Origin of the sequence: Pseudomonas sp. CG7, assembly GCF_023701885.1 — a bacterium.
In the GTDB taxonomy this organism is placed as follows: Bacteria; Pseudomonadota; Gammaproteobacteria; order Pseudomonadales; family Pseudomonadaceae; genus Aquipseudomonas; species Aquipseudomonas zanjanensis.
Window position 1 is genome coordinate 1 of sequence record NZ_JABAEE010000005.1, and the last position, 21,810, is coordinate 21,810.

Annotated in this window: 22 protein-coding genes and 1 pseudogene; 1 reads left to right on the forward strand and 22 read right to left on the reverse strand. The window is 60.6% G+C overall.

Translation table 11 applies throughout. From position 1 onward, the window contains the following. Positions 1–157 precede the first annotated feature (157 nt). The 14 genes and pseudogenes from HGO40_RS03715 to flhA form a co-directional block, all read right to left on the reverse strand. A complete protein-coding gene (locus HGO40_RS03715) occupies positions 158–553 on the reverse strand; it encodes a DUF2802 domain-containing protein (RefSeq protein WP_003183966.1) in 396 nt (131 codons plus the stop codon). Between the two features lies 1 nt (position 554). Beyond that, complete coding sequence (locus HGO40_RS03720) at positions 555–1,040, reverse strand: chemotaxis protein CheW (protein ID WP_003199144.1); 486 nt, start codon at positions 1,038–1,040, stop codon at positions 555–557. Between the two features lie 72 nt (positions 1,041–1,112). Continuing rightward, a complete protein-coding gene (locus HGO40_RS03725; RefSeq protein WP_250961933.1) occupies positions 1,113–1,988 on the reverse strand; it encodes a chemotaxis protein CheW in 876 nt (291 codons plus the stop codon). A gap of 197 nt (positions 1,989–2,185) precedes the next feature. Beyond that, a complete protein-coding gene (locus HGO40_RS03730; protein ID WP_053120309.1) occupies positions 2,186–2,977 on the reverse strand; it encodes a ParA family protein in 792 nt (263 codons plus the stop codon). 49 nt (positions 2,978–3,026) lie between these two features. Next, a complete protein-coding gene (gene motD, locus HGO40_RS03735) occupies positions 3,027–3,911 on the reverse strand; it encodes a flagellar motor protein MotD (protein WP_250961934.1) in 885 nt (294 codons plus the stop codon). 15 nt (positions 3,912–3,926) lie between these two features. Beyond that, entirely contained in the window at positions 3,927–4,667 is a 741-nt protein-coding gene (locus tag HGO40_RS03740) for a flagellar motor protein (protein ID WP_186728626.1), read from the reverse strand. After that, complete coding sequence (locus HGO40_RS03745; protein WP_250961935.1) at positions 4,667–5,800, reverse strand: protein-glutamate methylesterase/protein-glutamine glutaminase; 1,134 nt, start codon at positions 5,798–5,800, stop codon at positions 4,667–4,669. The genes HGO40_RS03740 and HGO40_RS03745 overlap by 1 nt, the downstream gene beginning before the upstream one ends. Before the next feature lie 48 nt (positions 5,801–5,848). Continuing rightward, positions 5,849–8,110: pseudogene (locus HGO40_RS03750) on the reverse strand (chemotaxis protein CheA). A 28-nt stretch (positions 8,111–8,138) separates the two neighbouring features. Beyond that, positions 8,139–8,924 carry a protein phosphatase CheZ gene (locus tag HGO40_RS03755; RefSeq protein ID WP_207966032.1) on the reverse strand — a complete coding sequence of 262 codons (786 nt, stop codon included), beginning with the start codon at positions 8,922–8,924 and terminating at the stop codon, positions 8,139–8,141. An 18-nt stretch (positions 8,925–8,942) separates the two neighbouring features. Further along, positions 8,943–9,314: a chemotaxis response regulator CheY gene (locus tag HGO40_RS03760; RefSeq protein WP_064378627.1), complete on the reverse strand. Its 372-nt coding sequence runs from the start codon at positions 9,312–9,314 to the stop codon at positions 8,943–8,945. 167 nt (positions 9,315–9,481) lie between these two features. Further along, positions 9,482–10,225, reverse strand: a complete 744-nt coding sequence (gene fliA, locus HGO40_RS03765) for an RNA polymerase sigma factor FliA (protein ID WP_014337177.1) — start codon at positions 10,223–10,225, stop codon at positions 9,482–9,484. After that, a complete protein-coding gene (fleN, locus tag HGO40_RS03770; RefSeq protein WP_003184001.1) occupies positions 10,222–11,052 on the reverse strand; it encodes a flagellar synthesis regulator FleN in 831 nt (276 codons plus the stop codon). The genes fliA and fleN overlap by 4 nt, the downstream gene beginning before the upstream one ends. A 115-nt stretch (positions 11,053–11,167) precedes the next feature. Continuing rightward, positions 11,168–12,517, reverse strand: coding sequence for a flagellar biosynthesis GTPase FlhF (gene flhF, locus HGO40_RS03775; protein ID WP_250961936.1), 1,350 nt, complete (start codon positions 12,515–12,517; stop codon positions 11,168–11,170). Positions 12,518–12,528: 11 nt separating this feature from the next. After that, positions 12,529–14,658, reverse strand: a complete 2,130-nt coding sequence (gene flhA / locus HGO40_RS03780; RefSeq protein ID WP_250961937.1) for a flagellar biosynthesis protein FlhA — start codon at positions 14,656–14,658, stop codon at positions 12,529–12,531. A 461-nt stretch (positions 14,659–15,119) separates the two neighbouring features. Here flhA and HGO40_RS03785 point away from each other — a divergent pair, with 461 nt between their 5' ends. Next, positions 15,120–16,238 carry an RHS repeat-associated core domain-containing protein gene (locus HGO40_RS03785; protein ID WP_250961938.1) on the forward strand — a complete coding sequence of 373 codons (1,119 nt, stop codon included), beginning with the start codon at positions 15,120–15,122 and terminating at the stop codon, positions 16,236–16,238. A gap of 18 nt (positions 16,239–16,256) precedes the next feature. Here the strand turns inward: HGO40_RS03785 and flhB are convergent, their stop codons facing one another. Genes flhB through fliL form a run of 8 tightly spaced genes read right to left on the reverse strand, consistent with a single transcriptional unit; the run spans position 16,257 to position 21,666 of the window. Then, positions 16,257–17,393 carry a flagellar biosynthesis protein FlhB gene (gene flhB / locus HGO40_RS03790; protein ID WP_250961939.1) on the reverse strand — a complete coding sequence of 379 codons (1,137 nt, stop codon included), beginning with the start codon at positions 17,391–17,393 and terminating at the stop codon, positions 16,257–16,259. Positions 17,394–17,396: 3 nt separating this feature from the next. Then, complete coding sequence (gene fliR / locus HGO40_RS03795; protein WP_250961940.1) at positions 17,397–18,179, reverse strand: flagellar biosynthetic protein FliR; 783 nt, start codon at positions 18,177–18,179, stop codon at positions 17,397–17,399. A 4-nt stretch (positions 18,180–18,183) separates the two neighbouring features. Then, on the reverse strand, positions 18,184–18,453 hold the full coding sequence (fliQ, locus tag HGO40_RS03800; RefSeq protein ID WP_250961941.1) for a flagellar biosynthesis protein FliQ: 270 nt from the start codon (positions 18,451–18,453) through the stop codon (positions 18,184–18,186). Between the two features lie 23 nt (positions 18,454–18,476). Next, positions 18,477–19,226 carry a flagellar type III secretion system pore protein FliP gene (fliP, locus tag HGO40_RS03805; RefSeq protein WP_186704677.1) on the reverse strand — a complete coding sequence of 250 codons (750 nt, stop codon included), beginning with the start codon at positions 19,224–19,226 and terminating at the stop codon, positions 18,477–18,479. Further along, positions 19,226–19,663: a flagellar biosynthetic protein FliO gene (gene fliO, locus HGO40_RS03810; protein WP_250961942.1), complete on the reverse strand. Its 438-nt coding sequence runs from the start codon at positions 19,661–19,663 to the stop codon at positions 19,226–19,228. The genes fliP and fliO overlap by 1 nt, the downstream gene beginning before the upstream one ends. A 6-nt stretch (positions 19,664–19,669) precedes the next feature. After that, the gene (fliN, locus tag HGO40_RS03815) at positions 19,670–20,122 is read right to left on the reverse strand and encodes a flagellar motor switch protein FliN (RefSeq protein WP_250961943.1); all 453 of its coding nucleotides are present in this window, start codon (positions 20,120–20,122) and stop codon (positions 19,670–19,672) included. A 59-nt stretch (positions 20,123–20,181) separates the two neighbouring features. Further along, positions 20,182–21,150, reverse strand: a complete 969-nt coding sequence (fliM, locus tag HGO40_RS03820; RefSeq protein WP_250961944.1) for a flagellar motor switch protein FliM — start codon at positions 21,148–21,150, stop codon at positions 20,182–20,184. A gap of 9 nt (positions 21,151–21,159) precedes the next feature. Next, complete coding sequence (gene fliL, locus HGO40_RS03825) at positions 21,160–21,666, reverse strand: flagellar basal body-associated protein FliL (protein ID WP_186704674.1); 507 nt, start codon at positions 21,664–21,666, stop codon at positions 21,160–21,162. Between the last annotated feature and the right edge of the window lie 144 nt (positions 21,667–21,810).

Consider the following 21,810-nt stretch of genomic DNA (forward strand, 5'->3'; position numbering starts at 1 on the left):
AGGCATGACCATACTCTTGCCGCCCCCGAAATGCTTTTAGGAATTTGGAGAGGCGACAACTAGCCTGACACCGGGGGTCACACCCGACATTTCTATCGACTGCCACACCGCTATCGCGAGCAAGCTCGCTCCCCACATTTCGATCGGAGTAAAGCGATCAGCCGCCCTTGTGCAGCTTGCTCATCAACTCCGCCTCGGCCTGGGTCAGGCCGCAGGCTTGGGTCAGTTCGTCGACGCTGGCGCCCATGCCCACCAGGCGGGCGGCCTGGGCGAAGGACAGGCTGGAGGGGTCGCGCTGTTCCAACTGGGCGAGTTTGTCCGGCAACGGCGCGACCACGGCACGCAGCTCATGGAGCGCTTCGCCCATGCGCACGGTGCCGTTCTGGTAATCGTCGACGCGCTTGGCCAGGTCCTTGATGCGCTGGTCGCGCAGCGCATCGCCCTGGGCCTGCTGAGCGGCGATCTGCCGCTGGCCACGTATGTATGCCAAGAACATCGCCAGCGTGCCTGCCCAGAAAAGGAACAGGACAATGACAGCTACCTCAAGAATCAAATCAGATACTCTCCAGTTCCGACCACTCTTCTTCGCTCATCATCTTGTCCAGTTCAACCAGAATCAGCAACTCGTTGTTCTTGTTGCACACGCCCTGAATGAACTTGGCGGACTCTTCGTTACCCACGTTCGGCGCGGTTTCGATTTCCGACTGACGCAGGTAAACCACTTCGGCGACGCTGTCGACCATGATGCCAACCACTTGCTTGTCGGCTTCGATGATGACGATCCGGGTGTTGTCGCTGATCTCGGCGTTCATCAGGCCGAAGCGCTGACGGGTATCGATCACGGTGACCACGTTGCCGCGCAGGTTGATGATGCCCAGCACATAGCTCGGTGCACCCGGTACCGGGGCGATCTCGGTATAGCGCAGCACTTCCTGAACGCGCATCACGTTGATGCCGTAGGTTTCGTTATCGAGCTTGAAGGTCACCCATTGCAGAATCGGATCTTCAGAACCCTTTTGAGACGACGCCTTATCATTCATACCCTGACCCCTCGAAAAACCGCCTGTGGCGGCGTGTATTCTGTCCGGCGACGCTGCGCGCCACCGGTTGTCTTATTTCGGTTTCTGGACCGGCTTCTTGCTGCCGCCCAAGTGTTTTGCCCCGCCGCTGGCGATCAACTCCGCCAGTTCGGAAACGTCCAGCAAGGCGCACATGTGCTCGATCACGGTACCGGCCAGCCATGGCCGTTGCCCTCGACGGCTGCGCCACTTGATCTCGTTCGGGTCCAGGCGCAGCGAACGGCTGACCTGGTGCACCGCCAATCCCCACTCATAACCTTGCACCGAAATCACGTATTGCAAGCCCTGGCGAAAGTCGTCGCGATAACGGTCCGGCATCACCCAACGCGCCGTATCCAGCACCTTCAGGTTGCCGGCCTGGCTCGGCAGGATCCCGAGGAACCATTCTGGCTGGCCAAACAACGGCGTCAATTCCTGCCCGGCCAGGGAGTAGATCGACCCCCGGCAGACCAGCGGCACCGCCAGGGTCAACCCGGCCCCATCGAACAGCAACCACTCGAACGGCTCGGCAGCCCAGGCCGGACGGTCGACGCCCGGCACCGGAGGCGGCGGACTGCTCGGCGGCAAGTGGACTTCCACCACCGGCGTCACCAGGCTCTGCAGCAACGGGGCAACGGTCGAGACCGGCGCCAGGATCGGCGCTGGTGCTTGCATCACCGCCAGTTGAGGTTTGATGAGCGGTGTTTCGACCGCCGCAGCCACCACTGGTTTGCGTGCATCACGGGCCTGCTCTTCGAGCACGGCCGCTTGAAATTCATCCAGCACACCCTCGGCTTCGACGGGGTCGGGCAACGCCTCGATCACGCTTGGCGGCGGTGGTAGTTCTTCGGTCGCTTCCTGCAACAGCCCATCCAGATAGGACTGCAGGGCCATTTGCGGACGCGAGGTTGTCTTTATCGGGCGGCTCATGGGAACAGTGCGCCACTTGAAGAGGTTATCGGCATGAATGCCATGAGACTTGAGCTCGCAAAACTGTCAGACATCCGAGTAGGAGCTGCCGAAGGCTGCGATCCTTTGATCTTGATCTCCGGAATATCCATGCTCACTGAAAGATCGCAGGCTGCGCCAGCTCCTACAACGCCTGCTCCCGCATACAGAAATTTCAATCAGGCCACCTGCTGCGGAACAAGCTGTTGGGCCAGCAGGTGCTTGAGCAGCGCCCGGTAAGCCAGTACGCCACGGCTCTTGCCATCGAATTGCGAAGGGGTCACACCGGCACGGCTGGCATCGCGCAGGCGCGTATCAACGGGGATATAGCCTTGCCAGATGTCCTCCGGGTACATGTCCCGCAAGACACGCAGGGTGCCCAGGGACGCCTGGGTGCGACGGTCGAACAGGGTCGGCACGATGTTGAAGGCCAGCGTCTGCTTGCGCGAACGATTGACCATCGCCAGGGTATTGACCATGCGCTCCAGGCCCTTGACCGCCAAATGCTCGGTCTGCACCGGGATCACCAACTGCTGGCTGGCCGCCAGGGCATTGACCATCAGCAAACCCAGCAACGGCGGGCTGTCGATGATCGCGTAATCGAAATCCTGCCACAGCTGCGCCAGACTCTTGGCGATCACCAGGCCCAGGCCGCTCTGTCCGGGCGACTGTCGCTCCAGGGTGGCCAGGGCGGTGCTCGACGGCAACAGGGAAATCCGCTCGTCGCTGGTGGACAACAGCAACTGCCCCGGCAGGCCCTCGGGCACCACGCCCTTGTGCAGGAACAGGTCGTAGTTGCTGTGCTCCAGGCTGTCGGGATCGTAGCCGAAATAACTGGTCATCGAGCCGTGGGGGTCCAGATCGACGATGACCACGCGCTTGCCCGCCTCGGCCAGCAACCCGGCTAAAGCGATGGAAGATGTGGTCTTGCCCACACCACCTTTTTGATTGGCGACTGCCCAGACTCTCATTCGGATCGTTCCTCCCGGCCGAAACAGGCTCGACCGAGAAATAGCTCGGTTATAAAGCGGGTGACGGAGAATTGACGGCACTCTGTCTTCCCGGCGACTTGACAGGTGCCGGTGCAGTTTGTGTGCCAGCCCGCTTCAATGCCGCGTCCGGGGTTGCATTGGCCGTACCGGTACCGGTCAGGCTGCGACGCACATCGAGGTTGCGCGACACCCCCAATATTACGCGACGCTTGCGCGCACGCCCCTCGGCGGTGGCGTTGTTGGCCACCGGCTGGAACTCGCCATACCCCACCGATGCCAAGCGCCCGGGATTGAGCCCCTGCATCGCCAGCATGCGCACGATGCTCGCCGAGCGGGCCGAGGACAGTTCCCAGTTAGTCGGATACTGCGCAGTACGGATCGGCTGGTCGTCGGTGAAGCCTTCGACGTGGATCGGGTTGTCGAACGGCTTGAGGATCGCCGCGACCTTATCGATGATGTTGAACGCCATGTCGCTGGGCATGGCGTCGCCGCTACCGAACAACAGGCTGGAATTGAGTTCGATCTCGACCCACAGCTCGTTGCCGCGCACGGTCATCTGGTTCGAGCTGATCAGGTCGCCGAACGCCGCGCTGATGTCGTCGGCGATGCTTTTCAACGGATCGCTACTGCCGGCGACACCGGCGTCGACCTGCTCGCTGTCCTTGACCAAGGGTTTGGCCGGCGTGGTGGTCTTGGGCCGCTCCTCGCCGATCGGAATGGGCTTGAGAGCCCGGTCGGAGTCAGTGAAGACCCCGATCAACGCCTCGGAAATGACTTTGTACTTGCCTTCGTTGACTGACGAAATCGAATACATGACCACGAAAAAAGCGAACAGCAGCGTGATGAAGTCGGCGTAGGAAACCAGCCAGCGTTCATGGTTGACGTGTTCTTCACGATGCCTGCGACGTGCCATGCTCCATATCCCCCATCAGTCCATGAAGCCCTGGAGCTTCAATTCAATGGAGCGCGGGTTCTCACCCTCGGCGATCGACAGGATCCCTTCCAGCAGCATTTCGCGATAGCGCGACTGGCGCAACGCGATGGACTTGAGCTTGGCCGCGATCGGCAACAACACCAGGTTGGCGCTCGCCACGCCGTAGATCGTAGCGACGAATGCCACGGCGATGCCGCTGCCCAGTTGCGACGGATCGGCCAGGTTGCCCATCACATGGATCAGGCCCATCACCGCACCGATGATGCCAATGGTCGGCGCGTAGCCGCCCATGCTTTCGAAGACCTTGGCCGCCTCGATGTCGCGGCTTTCCTGGGTGTAGAAATCCACCTCCAGGATGCTGCGGATGGCTTCCGGCTCGGCACCGTCCACCAACAATTGCAGGCCTTTGCGCGAGTAGCTGTCGGGTTCGGCATCGGCCACCCCTTCCAGGCCCAGCAAGCCTTCCTTGCGAGCGGTCAGGCTCCAGTTCACCACGCGGTCGATGCCACCGGCCAGGTCGACACGGGGCGGGAACAGAATCCAGATCAGCACCTGCATGGCGCGCTTGAAAGCACTCATCGGCGATTGCAACAGCGCCGCGCCAATGGTGCCGCCGATCACGATCAACGCCGCCGGACCGTTGGCCAGCGCGCCCAGATGACCGCCTTCCAGGTAATTGCCGCCAATGATGGCGACAAACGCCATGGTGATGCCAATCAGGCTGAGCACATCCATTAAATGCAGGCCTCGACCAGGTGTCGACCGATGTCGTCCAATCCGTACACCGCGTCGGCAAGATCAGCTTTCACGATCGCCATGGGCATGCCGTAGATCACGCAACTGGCTTCGTCCTGGGCCCAGATCGCACTGCCGCCCTGCTTGAGCAGGCGCGCGCCTTCGCGACCGTCAGCGCCCATGCCGGTCAGCACCACTGCCAAAACTTTGTCGCCGTAGGACTTGGCGGCGGAACCGAAGGTAATGTCCACACAAGGCTTGTAGTTCAGACGCTCATCGCCCGGCAGGATTTTCACCGCGCCGCGGCCGTCGATCATCATCTGCTTGCCACCCGGTGCCAGCAACGCCAGGCCGGGACGCAGGATGTCGCCATCCTCGGCTTCCTTGACGCTGATGTTGCAGAGCTTGTCCAAGCGCTCGGCAAATGCCTTGGTGAACGCCGCCGGCATGTGCTGGATCAGCACGATGGGGGCCGGGAAGTTGGCGGGCAATTGAGTCAGGACCCGTTGCAGCGCCACCGGGCCGCCGGTGGACGTGCCGATCGCCACCAGCTTGTAGGCTTTGCGCTTGGGTGCCGGCGACGATGCACTGGCAGGCGCCGAACGCGTCGGCGCAGGTGCCGGGGCGCTACGCACCGGTGCAGGATTGAAGCTGCTCGAAACCGTCGGCGCAGGCGCCGGGCTTGGCGCCGCAACCGGGGCGGGTGCCGGCGCGCTGTAGGCACTGACACGGCGATTGCTGCGGGAAATGCTGTGGACCTTTTCGCACAGCAACTGCCGGACCTTGTCCGGGTTGCGCGAAATGTCTTCGAAATTCTTCGGCAGGAAATCCACCGCCCCGGCGTCCAGCGCATCGAGGGTCACCCGGGCGCCTTCATGGGTCAGGGAGGAAAACATCAAGACCGGGGTCGGGCAGCGCTGCATGATATGCCGCACGGCCGTGATGCCGTCCATCATCGGCATCTCGTAGTCCATGGTGATCACGTCCGGCTTGAGTGCCAGGGCCTGATCGATCGCCTCTTTGCCGTTAGTCGCGGTACCGACGACCTGAATACTCGTGTCCGCTGAAAGAATTTCCGAGACGCGGCGACGGAAAAACCCCGAATCGTCCACCACCAGGACTTTAACTACCATAAACACTCCGTTAGACGAGGCGCGGCCCTGGGCCGCTCCCCTCCAGAATCAAATACGCCGGGCGGCGTAACGCTTGAGCATGCTTGGCACATCGAGAATCAACGCGATGCGGCCGTCGCCGGTGATGGTGGCGCCGGACATGCCCGGGGTGCCCTGGAGCATCTTGCCCAACGGCTTGATGACCACTTCTTCCTGGCCCACCAACTGGTCGACGACAAAGCCGATCCGCTGGGTGCCCACCGAAAGGATCACCACGTGGCCTTCGCCCTGCTCGACGTGAGCAGCGGAGCTGACCAGCCAGCGCTTGAGGTAGAACAGCGGCAGCGCCTTGTCCCGCACGATGACCACTTCCTGGCCATCGACCACGTTGGTGCGCGACAGGTCGAGGTGGAAAATCTCGTTGACGTTGACCAACGGGAAGGCGAAGGCCTGGTTGCCCAGCATCACCATGAGCGTCGGCATGATCGCCAAAGTCAGCGGGACCTTGATGACGATCTTCGAGCCCTGGCCCTAGGACGAGTAGATATTGATCGAACCGTTGAGCTGGGAAATCTTGGTTTTCACCACGTCCATGCCCACGCCACGGCCCGACACGTCGGAGATCTCGGTCTTGGTCGAGAAACCCGGGGCGAAGATCAGGTTGTAGCACTCGGTGTCGCTCAGGCGGTCGGCGGCATCCTTGTCCATCACACCGCGTTTCACCGCGATGGCACGCAACACGTTCGGGTCCATGCCTTTGCCGTCATCGGAGATCGACAGCAGGATGTGGTCGCCCTCCTGCTCGGCGGCCAGGATCACCTTGCCGCTGCGGACCTTGCCCGAGGCTTCGCGTTCTTCCGGCGACTCGATGCCGTGGTCGACCGCGTTGCGCACCAAGTGGACCAGCGGGTCGGCCAGGGCCTCGACAAGGTTCTTGTCGAGGTCGGTCTCTTCACCCACCAGTTCCAGGTTGATTTCTTTCTTGAGCTGGCGAGCCAGGTCGCGAACCAGGCGCGGGAAGCGCCCGAAAACTTTCTTGATCGGCTGCATCCGCGTCTTCATGACCGCAGTCTGCAAATCGGCCGTGACCACGTCGAGGTTCGACACAGCCTTGGACATGGCTTCGTCCTGGCTGTTGAGGCCCAGGCGCACCAGGCGGTTACGCACCAGCACCAGTTCGCCGCCCATGTTCATGATCTCGTCCAGGCGCGCGGTATCGACCCGAACGGTGGTCTCGGCTTCGCTGGCCGGTTTTTCCGCTGGCGGCGCAGCCGCCGCAGCACGGGCAGGCGCCGGGGCGGCGGCAGGCTTGGCGGGCTCGGCCTTGGGCTCAGGTGCCTTGGCGGCGGGTTTAGGCGCGGCCTTGGCCGCTGGCGCAGCAGTGGCGGTGGTGCCGGCAGCAGGGGCAGCCGTGGCCTTCCCGACTTCTGTGAACTTGCCTTTGCCGTGCAGTTCGTCGAGCAGCGATTCGAATTCATGATCGCTGATCAGGTCGCTGCCAGCCGCGGCGGCAGCCGGCTTGGCTGGCGTCGGCGCGGAAGCGATGGCCGAGTCCAGGGCGTCAACGGCAAAGGTGCCCTTGCCATGCAACTGGTCGAGCAAGGCTTCGAATTCGTCGTCGGTGATGTCCGAGCTGTCGCCCGCCGCTTTCGGGGCGGCCGGGGCTGCTGGCGGGACAACGGCATCTGGCGCGAACTGGCCCTTGCCGTGAAGCTGGGCGAGCAGCGACTCGAACTCGGCATCGGTGATTTCGTCGCTGCCAGCCCCATTGCTGGCCGGTGCAGCCGGCGCAACCTGAGCGGCCGGCGCTTCGGCCTGGGCCTTGACGGCACTCAGGGAGTCCAGCAACTGTTCAAATTCGTTATCGGTGATGTCGCCCGATTCCTCGGCGACCGGTTCTTCAACCACCGCCTCGGCAACCGGCGCGGCTTCGTCAGCCGATTGCGGCTCGGCCAGGCGTGCCAGCGCGGCGAGCAGCTCGGGGGTGGCTGGGGTAATCGGCGAGCGCTCACGCACTTCGCTGAACATGCTGTTGACCGCATCCAGCGCTTCGAGCACCACGTCCATCAATTCCGAATCAACGCGACGCTCACCCTTGCGCAGGATGTCGAACACGTTCTCGGCAATGTGACAGCACTCCACCAGCTCGTTGAGCTGGAGGAAGCCGGCGCCTCCTTTTACAGTGTGGAAACCGCGAAAAATTGCATTGAGCAGATCCGCATCATCAGGTCGGCTTTCCAGCTCGACCAGCTGTTCGGACAGTTGCTCTAGAATCTCGCCGGCCTCAACCAGGAAATCCTGAAGGATCTCTTCATCGGCGCCGAAGCTCATTAATGGCTGCTCCTAAAATAGGGCTAAATCAAAATCCAAGGCTGGACAGCAAATCGTCCACATCGTCCTGACCGGACATAACGTCTTCTCTTTTATCGGCATGAATTTGCGGACCTTCACCCTGAGAGAGATGTTTTTGTGGATCTTTTTCGGCAAGCATCGCTTCACGGTCGTGTTCGATGCCTGCAAAGCGGTCGACCTGGCTAGCCATCAGCACCAGTTTGAGCAGGTTGCTTTCCACTTCGGTGACCAGTTGGGTCACACGCTTGATCACCTGGCCGGTCAGGTCTTGATAGTCCTGGGCCAGCAGAATGTCGTTGAGGTTGCTGGCCACGGCGCGGTTTTCGCTGCTGCTGCGCGTCAGGAAACCGTCGACCCGACGGGCCAGCTCCCGAAATTCTTCAGCACCGACTTCGCGACGCATGAACCGGCCCCAGTCGGTGCTCAAGGCCTGGGCCTCTTCACTCAGGCCATTGACCAGCGGCGTAGCGCTTTCCACCAGGTCCATGGTGCGGTTGGCCGCCGCCTCGGTCAGCTTGACCACATAGCCCAGGCGCTCGGTGGCGTCGGTGATCTGCGAGACTTCCTCGGCCTGCGGCATGTGCGGGTCGATCTGGAAATTGACAATCGCGCTGTGCAGTTCACGCGTGAGCTTGCCCACTTCCTGATACAGACCACGGTCACGGGTCTGGTTGAGCTCATGGATCATTTGAACCGCATCGCCAAAGCGACCTTTTTCAAGGCTGTCGACCAGTTCGCGGGCATGTTTTTTCAGGGTCGATTCGAAATCGCCCATTGAAGATTCGTTGTCCATAGCTCCCCCGTGGCGCCGTTAACCGATGCGTTCGAAGATTTTTTCGATCTTCTCTTTCAACGCCTGGGCCGTGAAGGGCTTGACCACATAGCCGTTTACACCGGCCTGGGCCGCTTCGATGATCTGCTCGCGCTTGGCTTCGGCAGTCACCATCAGCACCGGGAGGTGCTTGAGTTTTTCGTCGGCGCGCACATGGCGCAGCAAGTCGATACCGGTCATGCCGGGCATGTTCCAGTCAGTCACCAGAAAGTCGATGCTCCCGCTGTTGAGGACCGGAATGGCTGTGACGCCATCATCCGCCTCGACCGTGTTGGTGAACCCAAGGTCACGCAACAGGTTTTTTATGATCCGCCGCATCGTTGAGAAGTCATCAACGATGAGGATTTTCATGTTCTTGTCCAATTCGACCTCCAAGCAGTCTTAAACGCGCCCAGCACCTGGACGCGCCATTTCAATCAATTCCGGCACAACACTCGACAACGGTCTGGAGCACAACGGATGGAAACTGACCCGGCAACGCCATGCCAGTCCCGCTCGCAGTGTCCCCACACTGCCTGTCAGCGCGCTCGCCACTCCCCCAAACGGCCCCGCAAGCGGGCCGCGCACTGGCTGTGTAACTGGCTGACCCGAGATTCGCTGACCCCCAGGACCTCACCGATTTCCTTGAGGTTCAGCTCTTCGTCGTAGTACAGCGCCAAGACCAGTCGCTCACGTTCCGGCAAATTGGCAATCGCATCCGCCAGCGCGCTCTGGAAACGTTCATCTTCCAGGTCACGTGACGGCTCCATGTGAGCACTCGCGTTATCCTCATGCAGCCCTTCGTGCTCGCCGTCCTGCAAGAGGTCGTCGAAGCTGAACAGGCGACTGCCCAAGGTATCGTTCAAAATCCCGTAATAATCATCGAGACTCAACTGGAGTTCGGCCGCAACCTCGTGATCTTTAGCGTCACGCCCAGTTTTAGCTTCGATTGCCCGAATCGCGTCACTGACCATGCGGGTATTGCGGTGCACCGAACGCGGCGCCCAATCACCCTTGCGGACTTCATCGAGCATCGCCCCACGAATGCGAATACCGGCATAGGTCTCGAAACTGGCGCCCTTGCTGGCGTCGTATTTGTTCGACACTTCAAGCAGGCCGATCATGCCGGCCTGGATCAAATCCTCGACCTGGACACTGGCTGGCAACCGCGCCAGCAAGTGATAGGCGATACGCTTGACCAGTGGCGCATAACGCTCGATCAATTCGTATTGGGCGTCCCGTGCCGATTTTTTGTAGAGATGGTTGTAACCGCTGGCTGTCATAACACGGGCCCTGCTGTTTGTTGCACAAGACGCTCGACGAAAAACTCCAGATGCCCGCGGGGGTTGGCCGGTAGTGGCCAGGTATCGACCTTCTGGGCGATCGCCTTGAACGCCAGCGCGCATTTGGAACGTGGAAAGGCTTCATAAACGGCACGTTGCTTCTGGACGGCCTTGCGCACGCTTTCGTCGTAAGGCACTGCACCGACGTATTGTAGGGCGACGTCCAGGAAGCGATCGGTGACCTTCGTCAATTTGGCGAACAGGTTGCGTCCTTCCTGCGGGCTCTGGGCCATGTTGGCCAGGACGCGGAAGCGGTTCATGCCATAGTCGCGGTTAAGCAGTTTGATCAGGGCATAGGCGTCGGTGATGGACGTCGGTTCGTCGCAGACCACCAGCAGCACTTCCTGGGCGGCGCGCACGAAACTGACGACCGAGTCGCCGATGCCGGCCGCGGTGTCGATCACCAGCACATCGAGGTTGTCGCCGATGTCGCTGAACGCCTGGATCAGGCCCGCGTGCTGCGCCGGGGTCAGGTGAACCATGCTCTGGGTGCCGGAGGCAGCCGGCACGATGCGAATCCCGCCCGGCCCCTGCAACAGCACGTCGCGCAGTTCGCAACGGCCTTCGATCACGTCCGCCAGGGTGCGTTTGGGGGTAAGCCCCAACAACACGTCGACGTTCGCCAGGCCCAGGTCGGCGTCCAGCAGCATGACCCGTCGGCCAAGCTCTGCCAGAGCCAGGGACAAGTTCACTGACACGTTAGTCTTCCCGACGCCACCTTTGCCGCCGGTCACCGCGATCACCTGTACGGGATGCATGCTGCCCATGTTCGTTCTTTACCTTGTCTTCTTAGACGGAGGCCACATTACTGGCTGCGCGTTCGCATACGGAACAATGCATGGCAGACCATCGATGTAGGTACAAAAAATATTCATGATTACCTCAGCCGACCTGCTTGGTCGGGCTGTGGTAGATGTCAGCGAACATGTCAGCCATGGCTTCCTCGCTGGGTTCTTCCTGCATTTGCACACTTACGGCACGACTGACCAATTGATGACGGCGCGGCAGATGCAAATCATCCGGGATCCGCGGCCCATCGGTCAGGTAGGCCACCGGCAGTTCATGACCGATCGCCAGGCTCAACACCTCGCCCAGGCTTGCCGTTTCGTCCAGCTTAGTCAGGATGCAGCCGGCCAGCCCGCAGCGTTTGTAGCTGTGATATGCGGCGGTTAGAACCTGTTTTTGGCTGGTGGTTGCCAACACGAGATAATTTTTTGACTTGATACCGCGTCCGGCCAGGCTTTCGAGCTGCATGCGCAGGGCCGGATCGCTGGCTTGCAGGCCGGCGGTATCGATCAGCACGACGCGTTTGCGCAGCAGCGGCTCCAGCGCCTGGGCCAGGGATTGGCCCGGATCCACATGGGTCACCGACACATTGAGGATGCGGCCCAGGGTCTTGAGTTGTTCCTGGGCACCGATACGGAAACTGTCCATGCTTACCAGGGCGATGCTCTGGGCGCCGTACTTGAGTACATAACGGGCGGCGAGCTTGGCCAGGGTGGTGGTCTTGCCCATGCCGGCAGGACCGACCATGGCAATGACCCCGCCCTCTTCCAGCGGCTCGACTTCCGGCGTGGCAATCATGCGTGCCAGGTGCGCCAGCAACATGCGCCAGGCTTGGCGCGGCTCTTCGATACCATTGATCAGCGCCAGCAGGTCGCGGGACAACGGGCCGGACAGGCCGATGCGTTGCAGGCGACGCCACAGGTTGGCCTGGGCCGGACGGCTGCCTTGCAGCTGGTTCCAGGCCAGGGAGCCGAGCTGGACTTCCATCAGCTCGCGCAGGCTGTTGAGTTCGAAGCGCATCGAGTCCAGGGCGCGCGGGTCAAGCCCACGGGCTGGCGCGGCAGGTGCCGGCTCTGGACGACGCGGTTCGGCCTGGACCTGTTCCATCAGCGGTTCGGCGGCGGTCAACGGCAGGCCGGCGGTCAGCGGTTGACCGGCGAACAATTGACGATTGATGCCCGGCGCACCTTCGCCTTCGCTGCTGCGCAGGCTCAGTTCGGCCTGGGCGCTGGCGATGCGCGATTGAGTCTTGCGCAGCTCATCTTCAAGTTCCATGTTCGGAACCCGTGGCGCCAGCGCCGACAATTTGTAATCCAGGGCCGCCGGCAGCTCGACACCGCCGGCGATACGACGGTTGCCAATGATGGCTGCTTCAGCGCCCAGCTCGTCACGAACCAGTTTCATGGCCTGACGCATGTCTGCGGCGAAAAAACGCTTCACTTGCATAAACCACTACCTCAGCCGTTGGGCCCTACTGTCGCAACGATGGTCACTTGCTTGTTGTCCGGTATTTCCTGGTACGCCAGCACATGCAGCCCCGGGACCGCGAGGCGTCCGAATCGCGAGAGCATCGCGCGAATCGGACCGGCCACCAGCAGGATCACCGGTTGGCCTTGCATCTCTTGCCGCTGGGCTGCCTCGATCAGCGAACGCTGCAGCTTCTCGGCCATGCTTGGCTCCAGCAGAACACCCTCTTCCGAGCCTTGTCCTGCCTTCTGCAGACTATTGAGCAATATCTGTTCCAACCTTGGCTCCAAGGTGATAACAGGCAGCTCAGACTCAGTGCCTACAATGCTTTGGACGATTGCACGGGATACGCCGACCCGAACCGCGGCCACCAGGGCGGCGGTATCTTGACTCTTGGACGCGTTGTTGGCGATGGCTTCGGCAATACTGCGTATGTCGCGCACGGGCACTTGTTCGGCCAACAACGCTTGCAGCACCTTGAGCAACTGCGACAACGAAACCACGCCCGGCACCAACTCTTCAGCCAGCTTCGGCGAGCCTTTGGCCAGTACTTGCAGGAGTTGCTGGACTTCTTCGTGGCCAATCAACTCGCTGGAGTGCTTGTACAGAATCTGGTTCAAGTGGGTCGCCACCACGGTACTGGCGTCCACCACGGTGTAGCCGAGGGACTGGGCCTGGGCCCGCTGACTGATTTCGATCCACACCGCCTCCAGGCCAAAAGCCGGATCCTTGGCGGTGATGCCGTTGAGGCTGCCGTAGACCTGGCCAGGGTTGATCGCCAGCTCGCGGTCGGGGTAGATCTCGGCTTCGGCCAGGATCACGCCCATCAGTGTCAGACGATAGGCGCTCGGCGCCAGGTCGAGGTTGTCGCGGATGTGCACAGTGGGCATCAAGAAGCCCAGGTCCTGGGAGAGCTTCTTGCGCACCCCCTTGATCCGCGCCAGCAACTGACCACCCTGGTTGCGGTCGACCAAAGGAATCAGGCGATAACCGACTTCCAGGCCGATCATGTCGAATGGCGTCACGTCATCCCAGCCCAATTCCTTGGTTTCCATGGCACGGGCCGGCGACGGCAGCAGTTCCTGCTGGCGCTTGACCTCTTGCAGGGCCTGGACTTTCTGCACGTTCTGCTTCTTCCAGAACAGGTAGGCACCGCCAGCTGCCAGGGCCGCCATGCTCAGGAAGGAAAAATGCGGCATGCCAGGCACCAGGCCCAGCACCGCCATCAGGCCGGCGGCAACAGCCAGGGCCTTGGGCGAGGCGAACATTTGTCGACTGAGCTGCTTGCCCATGTCCTCGGAGCCCGAAGCACGGGTCACCATGATCGCGGCGGCTGTGGATAACAACAGTGATGGCAATTGCGCCACCAAACCGTCACCGATGGTCAACAAGGCGTAGACCCTGCCAGCGTCACCGAAGGTCATGCCATGCTGGAAGATACCGACGGCCATGCCGCCGATCAGGTTGATGAACAGAATCAACAGGCCGGCGATGGCGTCACCGCGCACGAATTTGCTGGCACCGTCCATGGAGCCGTAGAACTCGGCTTCCTGGGCCACTTCCAGGCGGCGCAGCTTGGCCTGGCTCTGGTCGATCAGGCCGGCGTTGAGGTCGGCGTCGATCGCCATCTGTTTGCCGGGCATCGCATCGAGGGTGAAACGCGCGCTTACCTCGGAAATCCGCCCGGCGCCCTTGGTCACCACGACGAAGTTGATGATCATCAGGATGGCGAAGACCACGATACCGACCACGTAGTTACCGCCGATCACCACTTCGCCAAAGGCCTGGATCACCTTACCGGCGGCGGCGTGGCCTTCTTGGCCATGAATCATCACCACCCGGGTGGACGCCACGTTCAGCGCCAGGCGCAACAGCGTGGCCACCAGCAGGATGGTCGGGAACACCGCGAAATCCAGCGGCCGCAGGGCGTAGACGCACACCAGCAGCACCACGATCGACAGGGCGATGTTGAACGTGAAGAACACGTCCAGCAGGAACGGCGGCACCGGCAGCATCATCATGGCGAGCATGACCAGCAGCAACAGCGGCACGCCCAGATTACCCCGGCTGAGGTCTACGACATTGCTGCGTGCAGAGCTGAGTAACTGAGAGCGATCCACCAATATTCCCCGTTCCTGTGAAGCAAACTTTTGACGCCCGGAGGGGGCGCAGGCGGGGTATTGCAAGAAGCCTTCCAACTTTTGCCGGAGGCGGGAATAGAGCGGCTGACGCACATTCAACTTTGTGGGAGCGAGCCTGCTCGCGATTGCAATTTGTCAGTCAACATTTGCATAGACTGGATTACCGCATTCGCGAGCAGGCTCGCTCCCACAGGGTCATGCTGTTCACCTAAGGCAAACGACGAATCTGTGGCGAGGGAGCTTGCTCCCGCTGGGTCGCGAAACGGCCCCGAAACCACTCGAATACGAAACATCAGACACACCTGCGTTATGGCGGTCGCTGCGCAACCGAGCGGGAGCAAGCTCCCTCGCCACGGGCAAACCTAACCATTCTGCTAGTTCCCCCTCTGCATCCCAACCCCGATAATCCAACGGAGCCTCACCCGAACGGAGCATCGACCATGTCAGCCACGCGCCTCTGCACTTACCGCTATGACCCACTGGATCGCCTCACCTGCCACTCCGTGATGACTCTCGCGCCTGTCCAGCGGTTTTATTGCATGTCTCGCCTGGCGACAGAAATCGAAGGAGCCATCAGCCGGTCAATTGTTCAACATGGCGATCAATTGCTGGCCCAGAGCGAAACCCAAGGCAGCGCAAAGCAAGGAACACTGTTGGCGACCGATCAGCAACGCTCGGTATTGCATGCCGTTTCCGCCAATGAAAGGCAGTCCCATGCCTATTCACCTTATGGCAATCGAACTATCGGCAACGGTTTTTTGAGCCTGCTCGGCTTCAATGGAGAACGACCGGACCCGGTGACCGGGCATTATTTGCTGGGGAATGGTTATCGGGCGTTCAATCCGGTTTTGATGCGGTTTAATAGTTCGGACAAATTGAGTCCGTTTGGCAAGGGCGGGATAAACTCTTATGCATATTGTTCAGGTGATCCAATAAACAGGAGCGACCCGAACGGAAGGATGGGGATCAGTTCTCTCTGGCGTTGGGTGAGCGCGGCTCTTTTTCCTGCTCGCCCGAGAATTCATTTAAGCGGGCCCGAGGTCGTATTTAATTTAAGGGGGCCCGAGATTGTAATCAATAAGTTCTCCCTCCCTCCAAAAGGTTATTATGTAGTTAAAACAACTATCCAACGTCCATGGCGGGCGACGGAGGGAATTGAAACAATACATAAAAAAACCATACTATCCACCCTCCCGCAAAGACTTGAAGAAGCGGCCTTTTCAATCCTTCCGAATACTTTCGATCCACGTAAATATACGCGCCTCTTCCAGAACAAGATTGACCATCTCTCCCGAGTCAATTTTTTTAATTACTTGCAGGATAGGAAAACAGTATCACGTCTTCAAAGCCCCGGAATGCCAGATACGGGCAAAATCAATCTTATAGGATCCCTAAGCGAAGCGAGCAAGGTACGAGGAATCAATATGTTTGCGCTGGAAAAGTGGAAGTATGAAATTAGACGTAGTGAATCTTATTATTCCCTCAGTGGCTTCCACAGCGATGGTAGATGGGAATCGGACTTTTTAGCGCCCCTCGGTCTTCGCCTCGGGTTCGAATAAGCCTCCACTGAAACCCCATCAAACATCCCGCCGCAAATCCGGCGGAATCGGCAAATCCTTGAGCGGTTCGGGGCGTTTGCCCTTGCCGGCGCGGTGCTGGCGGATCTGGTAGACGTAGGCCAATACCTGCGCAACAGCCAAATACAGGCCCCCAGGGATTTCCTGGTCGAGTTCGGTGGAGTAATAGATTGATCGCGCCAACGCCGGGGATTCGAGCAGCATCACTTCATTGGCCACGGCGATCTCGCGGATCTTCAGTGCCAGGAAGTCACTGCCCTTGGCCAGCAACACGGGAGCGGTGCCTTTTTCGGGGTCGTACTTGAGGGCGACGGCGTAGTGGGTCGGGTTGGTGATGACCACGTCGGCGTCAGGGATCGCCGCCATCATCCGCCGCTGGGAGACCTCGCGCTGCAACTGACGAATGCGCTGCTTGACCTCCGGCTTGCCTTCCGCATCCTTGTGCTCGTCGCGCACTTCCTGCTTGGTCATCAACAGCTTTTGCTTGCTCTGATAGAGTTGGATCGGCACGTCGATGGCGGCAATCAGGATCAAGCCGCAGGCCATCCACAATGTGCTCCAGCCCACTAACTGCACACTGTGGATAATGGCCTGTTCCAGCGGTTCGTGAGCAATGCGCAGCAGATCGTCGATGTCGGCCTGCAACACCGTCAGCGCAACGAACAGAACCAGCAGGAACTTCCCGAATGCCTTGAGCAACTCCATCAGCGCCGTGGTGGAAAACATGCGCTTGAGGCCGGCGGCCGGATTCATCCGGCTGAACTTGGGGGCCAGGCTTCCGGCGGCGAACAGCCAGCCGCCCAGGGAAATCGGGCCGATCACCGCAGCCAGCAACAGGCAGATCAGGATCGGCTGCACCGCCAGGATCGCGATCTTGCCCGAGTGCAGCAGATGCTGGGCCATGGACCCCGGAGAGAGCAGTACTTCGCGAGGCAGGGAGAAATTCAGGCGCATGATTTCCAGCAGGTCCAAGGCCAACCCGCCGCCATAAATCAACAACCCACCCGCTCCTGCCAGCATCACCGCCAGCGTATTGAGTTCCTTGGAGCGGGCAATCTCGCCCTTTTCCCGGGACTCGCGCAGGCGCTTTTCCGTGGGGTCTTCTGTCTTGTCCTGACCACTCTCGCTCTCGGCCATGGTTCAGCGCGCCTGTGCCATGTCACGTAAAAGCTGCAAGGCCTGGGTGGCCAGCGGCTGATACTGGTTGAGGATATCCCCCAGACTGATCCAGAAGATCACCATGCCCAGCACCAGGGTCAGAGGGAAACCAATGGAGAAGATATTCAGTTGCGGCGCCGCGCGAGTCATTACGCCAAACGCGATGTTGACCACCAGCAACGCGGTGATCGCCGGCAATACCAGCACCATCGCGGCACCCATGACCCAGCCGAGCTTGCCAGCGATTTCCCAGAAGTGATTGATCAGGAACGCACTGCCCACCGGCATGGTGGTAAAGCTCTCGGTCAAGACCTCGAACACCACCAGATGCCCGTTCATGGCGAGGAACAACAGGGTCACCAGCATCGTCAGGAACTGGCCGATCACCGCGGTGTTGACGCCGTTGGTGGGGTCGATCATGGACGCGAAGGCCATGCCCATCTGGATCGAAATGATTTGCCCGGCCACCACAAAGGCCTGGAAAAACAGCTGCAACGAGAACCCCATCAAGGCACCGATGAGAATCTGCTCGGCCACCAGCATCAGCGCGCTGAGGTCCAGGGCATTGACCGGCGGCATCGGTGGCAGCCCGGGCGCGATAACCACCGTGATCGCCAGGGCGAAGTACAAACGCACCCGAGGTGGCACCAGTGTCGTGCCGAAGATCGGCATGCTCATCAGCACCGCGGTGACGCGAAACAGCGGCAGGATGAACGATGCCACCCACGTGCTGATCTGGGTGTCCGTCAGCTCGAGCATCGACATGGGGTCAGCCGATCAACTGCGGAATACTGCCGTACAACTGCAGGATGTATTCCATGAAGGTCTGTACCATCCAGGGGCCGGCGACGATCAACGTCACCAGCATTACCAGCAGGCGCGGCAGGAAGCTCAAGGTCTGTTCGTTGATCTGGGTCGCGGCCTGGAACATCGCCACCAGCAAGCCCACCAGCAGGCTGGGGATCACCAGGATGGCAACCATCGAAGCCGTCAGCCAGAGCGCTTCACGAAACAGGTCTACCGCTACTTCAGGCGTCATATCGTCCTACCCGCACAAGAGGCCTAAACACCGCCGAAACTGCCCGCCAGGGTACCGATGATCAGCGCCCAGCCATCCACCAATACAAACAGCATGATCTTGAACGGCAGGGAAATGATCAGCGGCGAGAGCATCATCATACCCATGGCCATCAGTACGCTGGCGACCACCAGGTCGATGATCAGGAACGGGATGAAAATCATGAAACCGATCTGGAACGCGGTCTTCAGCTCGGACGTCACGAACGCCGGCACCAGGATGGTCAGCGGTGCCTGGTCGGCACTCGGGATGTCGGTGCGCTTGGACAGGCGCATGAACAATTCCAAGTCGCTGCTGCGAGTCTGGGCCAGCATGAAGTCCTTGATCGGCACCTGGGCCTTGGCCACGGCATCCTGGGCGCTGAGTTGTTCCGCCAGGTAAGGCTGCAGCGCATCCCGGTTCACCCGGTCGAACACAGGCGCCATGATGAACATGGTCAGGAACAGCGCCATGCCGGTGAGGATCTGGTTCGAAGGGGTCTGTTGCAGGCCCAGGGCCTGGCGCAGGATCGAAAAGACAATGATGATCCGGGTGAAGCTGGTCATCAGCATGACGAACGCCGGAATGAAACTCAGCGCGGTCATGATCAGCAGGATCTGCAAGCTGACCGAATATTCCTGGGCCCCTTCGGCGTTGGTTCCCAGGGTGATCGCCGGGATCGATAGCGGGTCCGCGGCGAACGCCAACGGTGCGGCCAGCATCAGGGCCAATGCCAACAGAATGCGCAACGGCATTACTTTTTATCCTTCTGGTCTTTCCCCAGCAGCTCCATGAGGCGCTGGGCAAATTCGGGGCTGGCCGACTCGGTGGAGGGTACCTGTACCGGCTCCTTGAGGACGTGCAACGCAGTGATGGTGCCCGGGCTCAGGCCCAGCAGGATCTGCTCGTTGCCGACCTGCACCAGCACCAGCCGGTCGCGCGGCCCGAGCGCACGGGAACCGACGATGTCGATGACCTGGCCCTTGCCCGCAGGCCCCGCCTGTTGCACGCGCCGCACCAACCAGGCGAGAAAGAAGATCAAGCCCAGCACCAGCAGCAAGCCGAGCACCAGGTGCGCCAGTGGCCCGGCGATACCCGTGCCCGACGCCGGCGCAACGGCCGCCGTGGTAACCGGTTCGGCCGCCAGCACGCTCAAGGGCAGCATCGACGCTGCGGCGAGGAAACCTTTCACTCAGCGCTACTTCTTGATGCGTTCGCTCGGGCTGATCACGTCCGTCAGGCGAATGCCGAACTTCTCGTTGACCACCACCACTTCGCCATGGGCGATCAAGGTGCCGTTGACCAGCACGTCGAGCGGCTCGCCGGCCAGGCGGTCCAGCTCGATCACCGAGCCCTGGTTGAGCTGCAGCAGGTTGCGGATGTTGATATCGGTGCTGCCCACTTCCATGGAGATGGACACCGGAATGTCGAGGATCACGTCCAGGTTCGGCCCGTCCAGCGTCACCTGTTCATTGCTCTTGGGCACGCTGCCAAACTCTTCCATCGGCAAGCGATTGGAGCCGTGGTTACCGCTATCGGCGGCCAGCAAGGCATCGATGTCAGCCTGCCCGGCATCGCCGGTTTCTTCCAGGGCCGCGGCCCACTCGTCGGCCAGCGCCTGGTCATCCTGGGTGTTCATATCGTTAGCCATCATTTGTCCTCGGCGGGCAAAAATCAGTTAGAAACGCAACCTTAAAAATTCGACACCGCTCAGCGGCGTTCGATCGGCTCGATCACCTGCAACGCCAGGTTGCCTTTGTGAGAGCCCATCTTGACCTTGAAGGCCGGTACGCCATTGGCGCGCATGATCATTTCGTCGGGCATCTCGACCGGAATGATGTCACCCGGCTGCATGTGCAAGATGTCCCGCAGGCGCAGTGGGCGCCGGGCGACCGTCGCGCCGATCGGCACATCGACGTCGAGCACGTCCTGGCGCAAGGCGTTGATCCAGCGCTCGTCCTGGTCGTCGAGGTCCGACTGGAAACCGGCGACGAGCATTTCCCGCACCGGCTCGATCATCGAATACGGCATGGTCACGTGCAGGTCGCCGCCACCGCCATCGAGTTCGATGTGGAAGGTCGAGACCACGATGGCTTCGCTCGGCCCGACGATGTTGGCCATGGCCGGGTTCACTTCCGAGTTGATGTACTCGAAGTTCACTTCCATGATCGCCTGCCAGGCTTCCTTCAAATCGATGAAGGCCTGCTCCAGCACCATGCGCACCACTCGCAGCTCGGTCGGGGTGAATTCGCGACCTTCGATCTTGGCGTGACGACCGTCGCCGCCGAAGAAGTTGTCCACCAGCTTGAACACCAGTTTGGCGTCGAGGATGAACAACGCAGTGCCGCGCAACGGCTTGATCTTCACCAGGTTGAGGCTGGTGGGCACGTACAGCGAATGCACGTACTCGCCGAACTTCATCACCTGCACGCCACCCACGGCCACATCGGCCGAGCGACGCAGCATGTTGAACATGCTGATGCGGGTGTACCGGGCGAAACGCTCGTTGATCATTTCCAGGGTCGGCATGCGTCCGCGAACGATGCGATCCTGGCTGGTCAGGTCGTAGCTTTTGACGCTGCCCGGTTCAGCAGCGTTTTCGGTCTGTACCAGACCGTCGTCGACACCATGCAACAGCGCATCGATTTCGTCCTGGGACAGCAGGTCCTGCACGGCCATGTCGTGTTCCTACTGCAATACGAAGTTAGTGAAGAGCAACTGTTCGATCACCACTTTGCCGAGCTCTTTCTGAGCCACTTCCTGCACGCTGGCCGTGGCTTTCTGGCGCAGCATTTCCTGGCCGACGGGGGTGGCCAGGGTGTCGAAACTCTGTCCGGAAAACAGCATCACCAGGTTGTTGCGAATCAACGGCATGTGCACCCGAAGCGCTTCCAGGTCAGCCTGGTTGCGACCCTGCAAAGTAATGCTGACCTGCATGTAGCGTTGGCGACCGTTCACGGTGTAGTTGGCCACGAAGGCCGGCGCCATCGGTTCGAAAATCGCCGGCTGCTTGCCCACTGGCGCGACTTCGGCCGCTGCCGCCGCCGGCTTGCTTTGAGCGCTGTGCATGAAATACCAGGTTGCCCCCACGGACACGCCGATCGCCAGGAGCAAACCCACCACGATCATGATGATCAGCTTGAGTTTGCCTTTGGTTGCAGGGTCTTTTACAGCTGCTGCTTCGCTCTTCGCCATGCCAATAATCCGTCACTAATCGGGGTTTTCACTGTTGCACGGCAAGGCTGGAGCAAGTGTTATGCCAGAAGTGTCGGTACTCAGGATGACGAGGCAGATGCGATCTACAGAACCCATAAAAACCAATGTGGGAGCGAGCTTGCT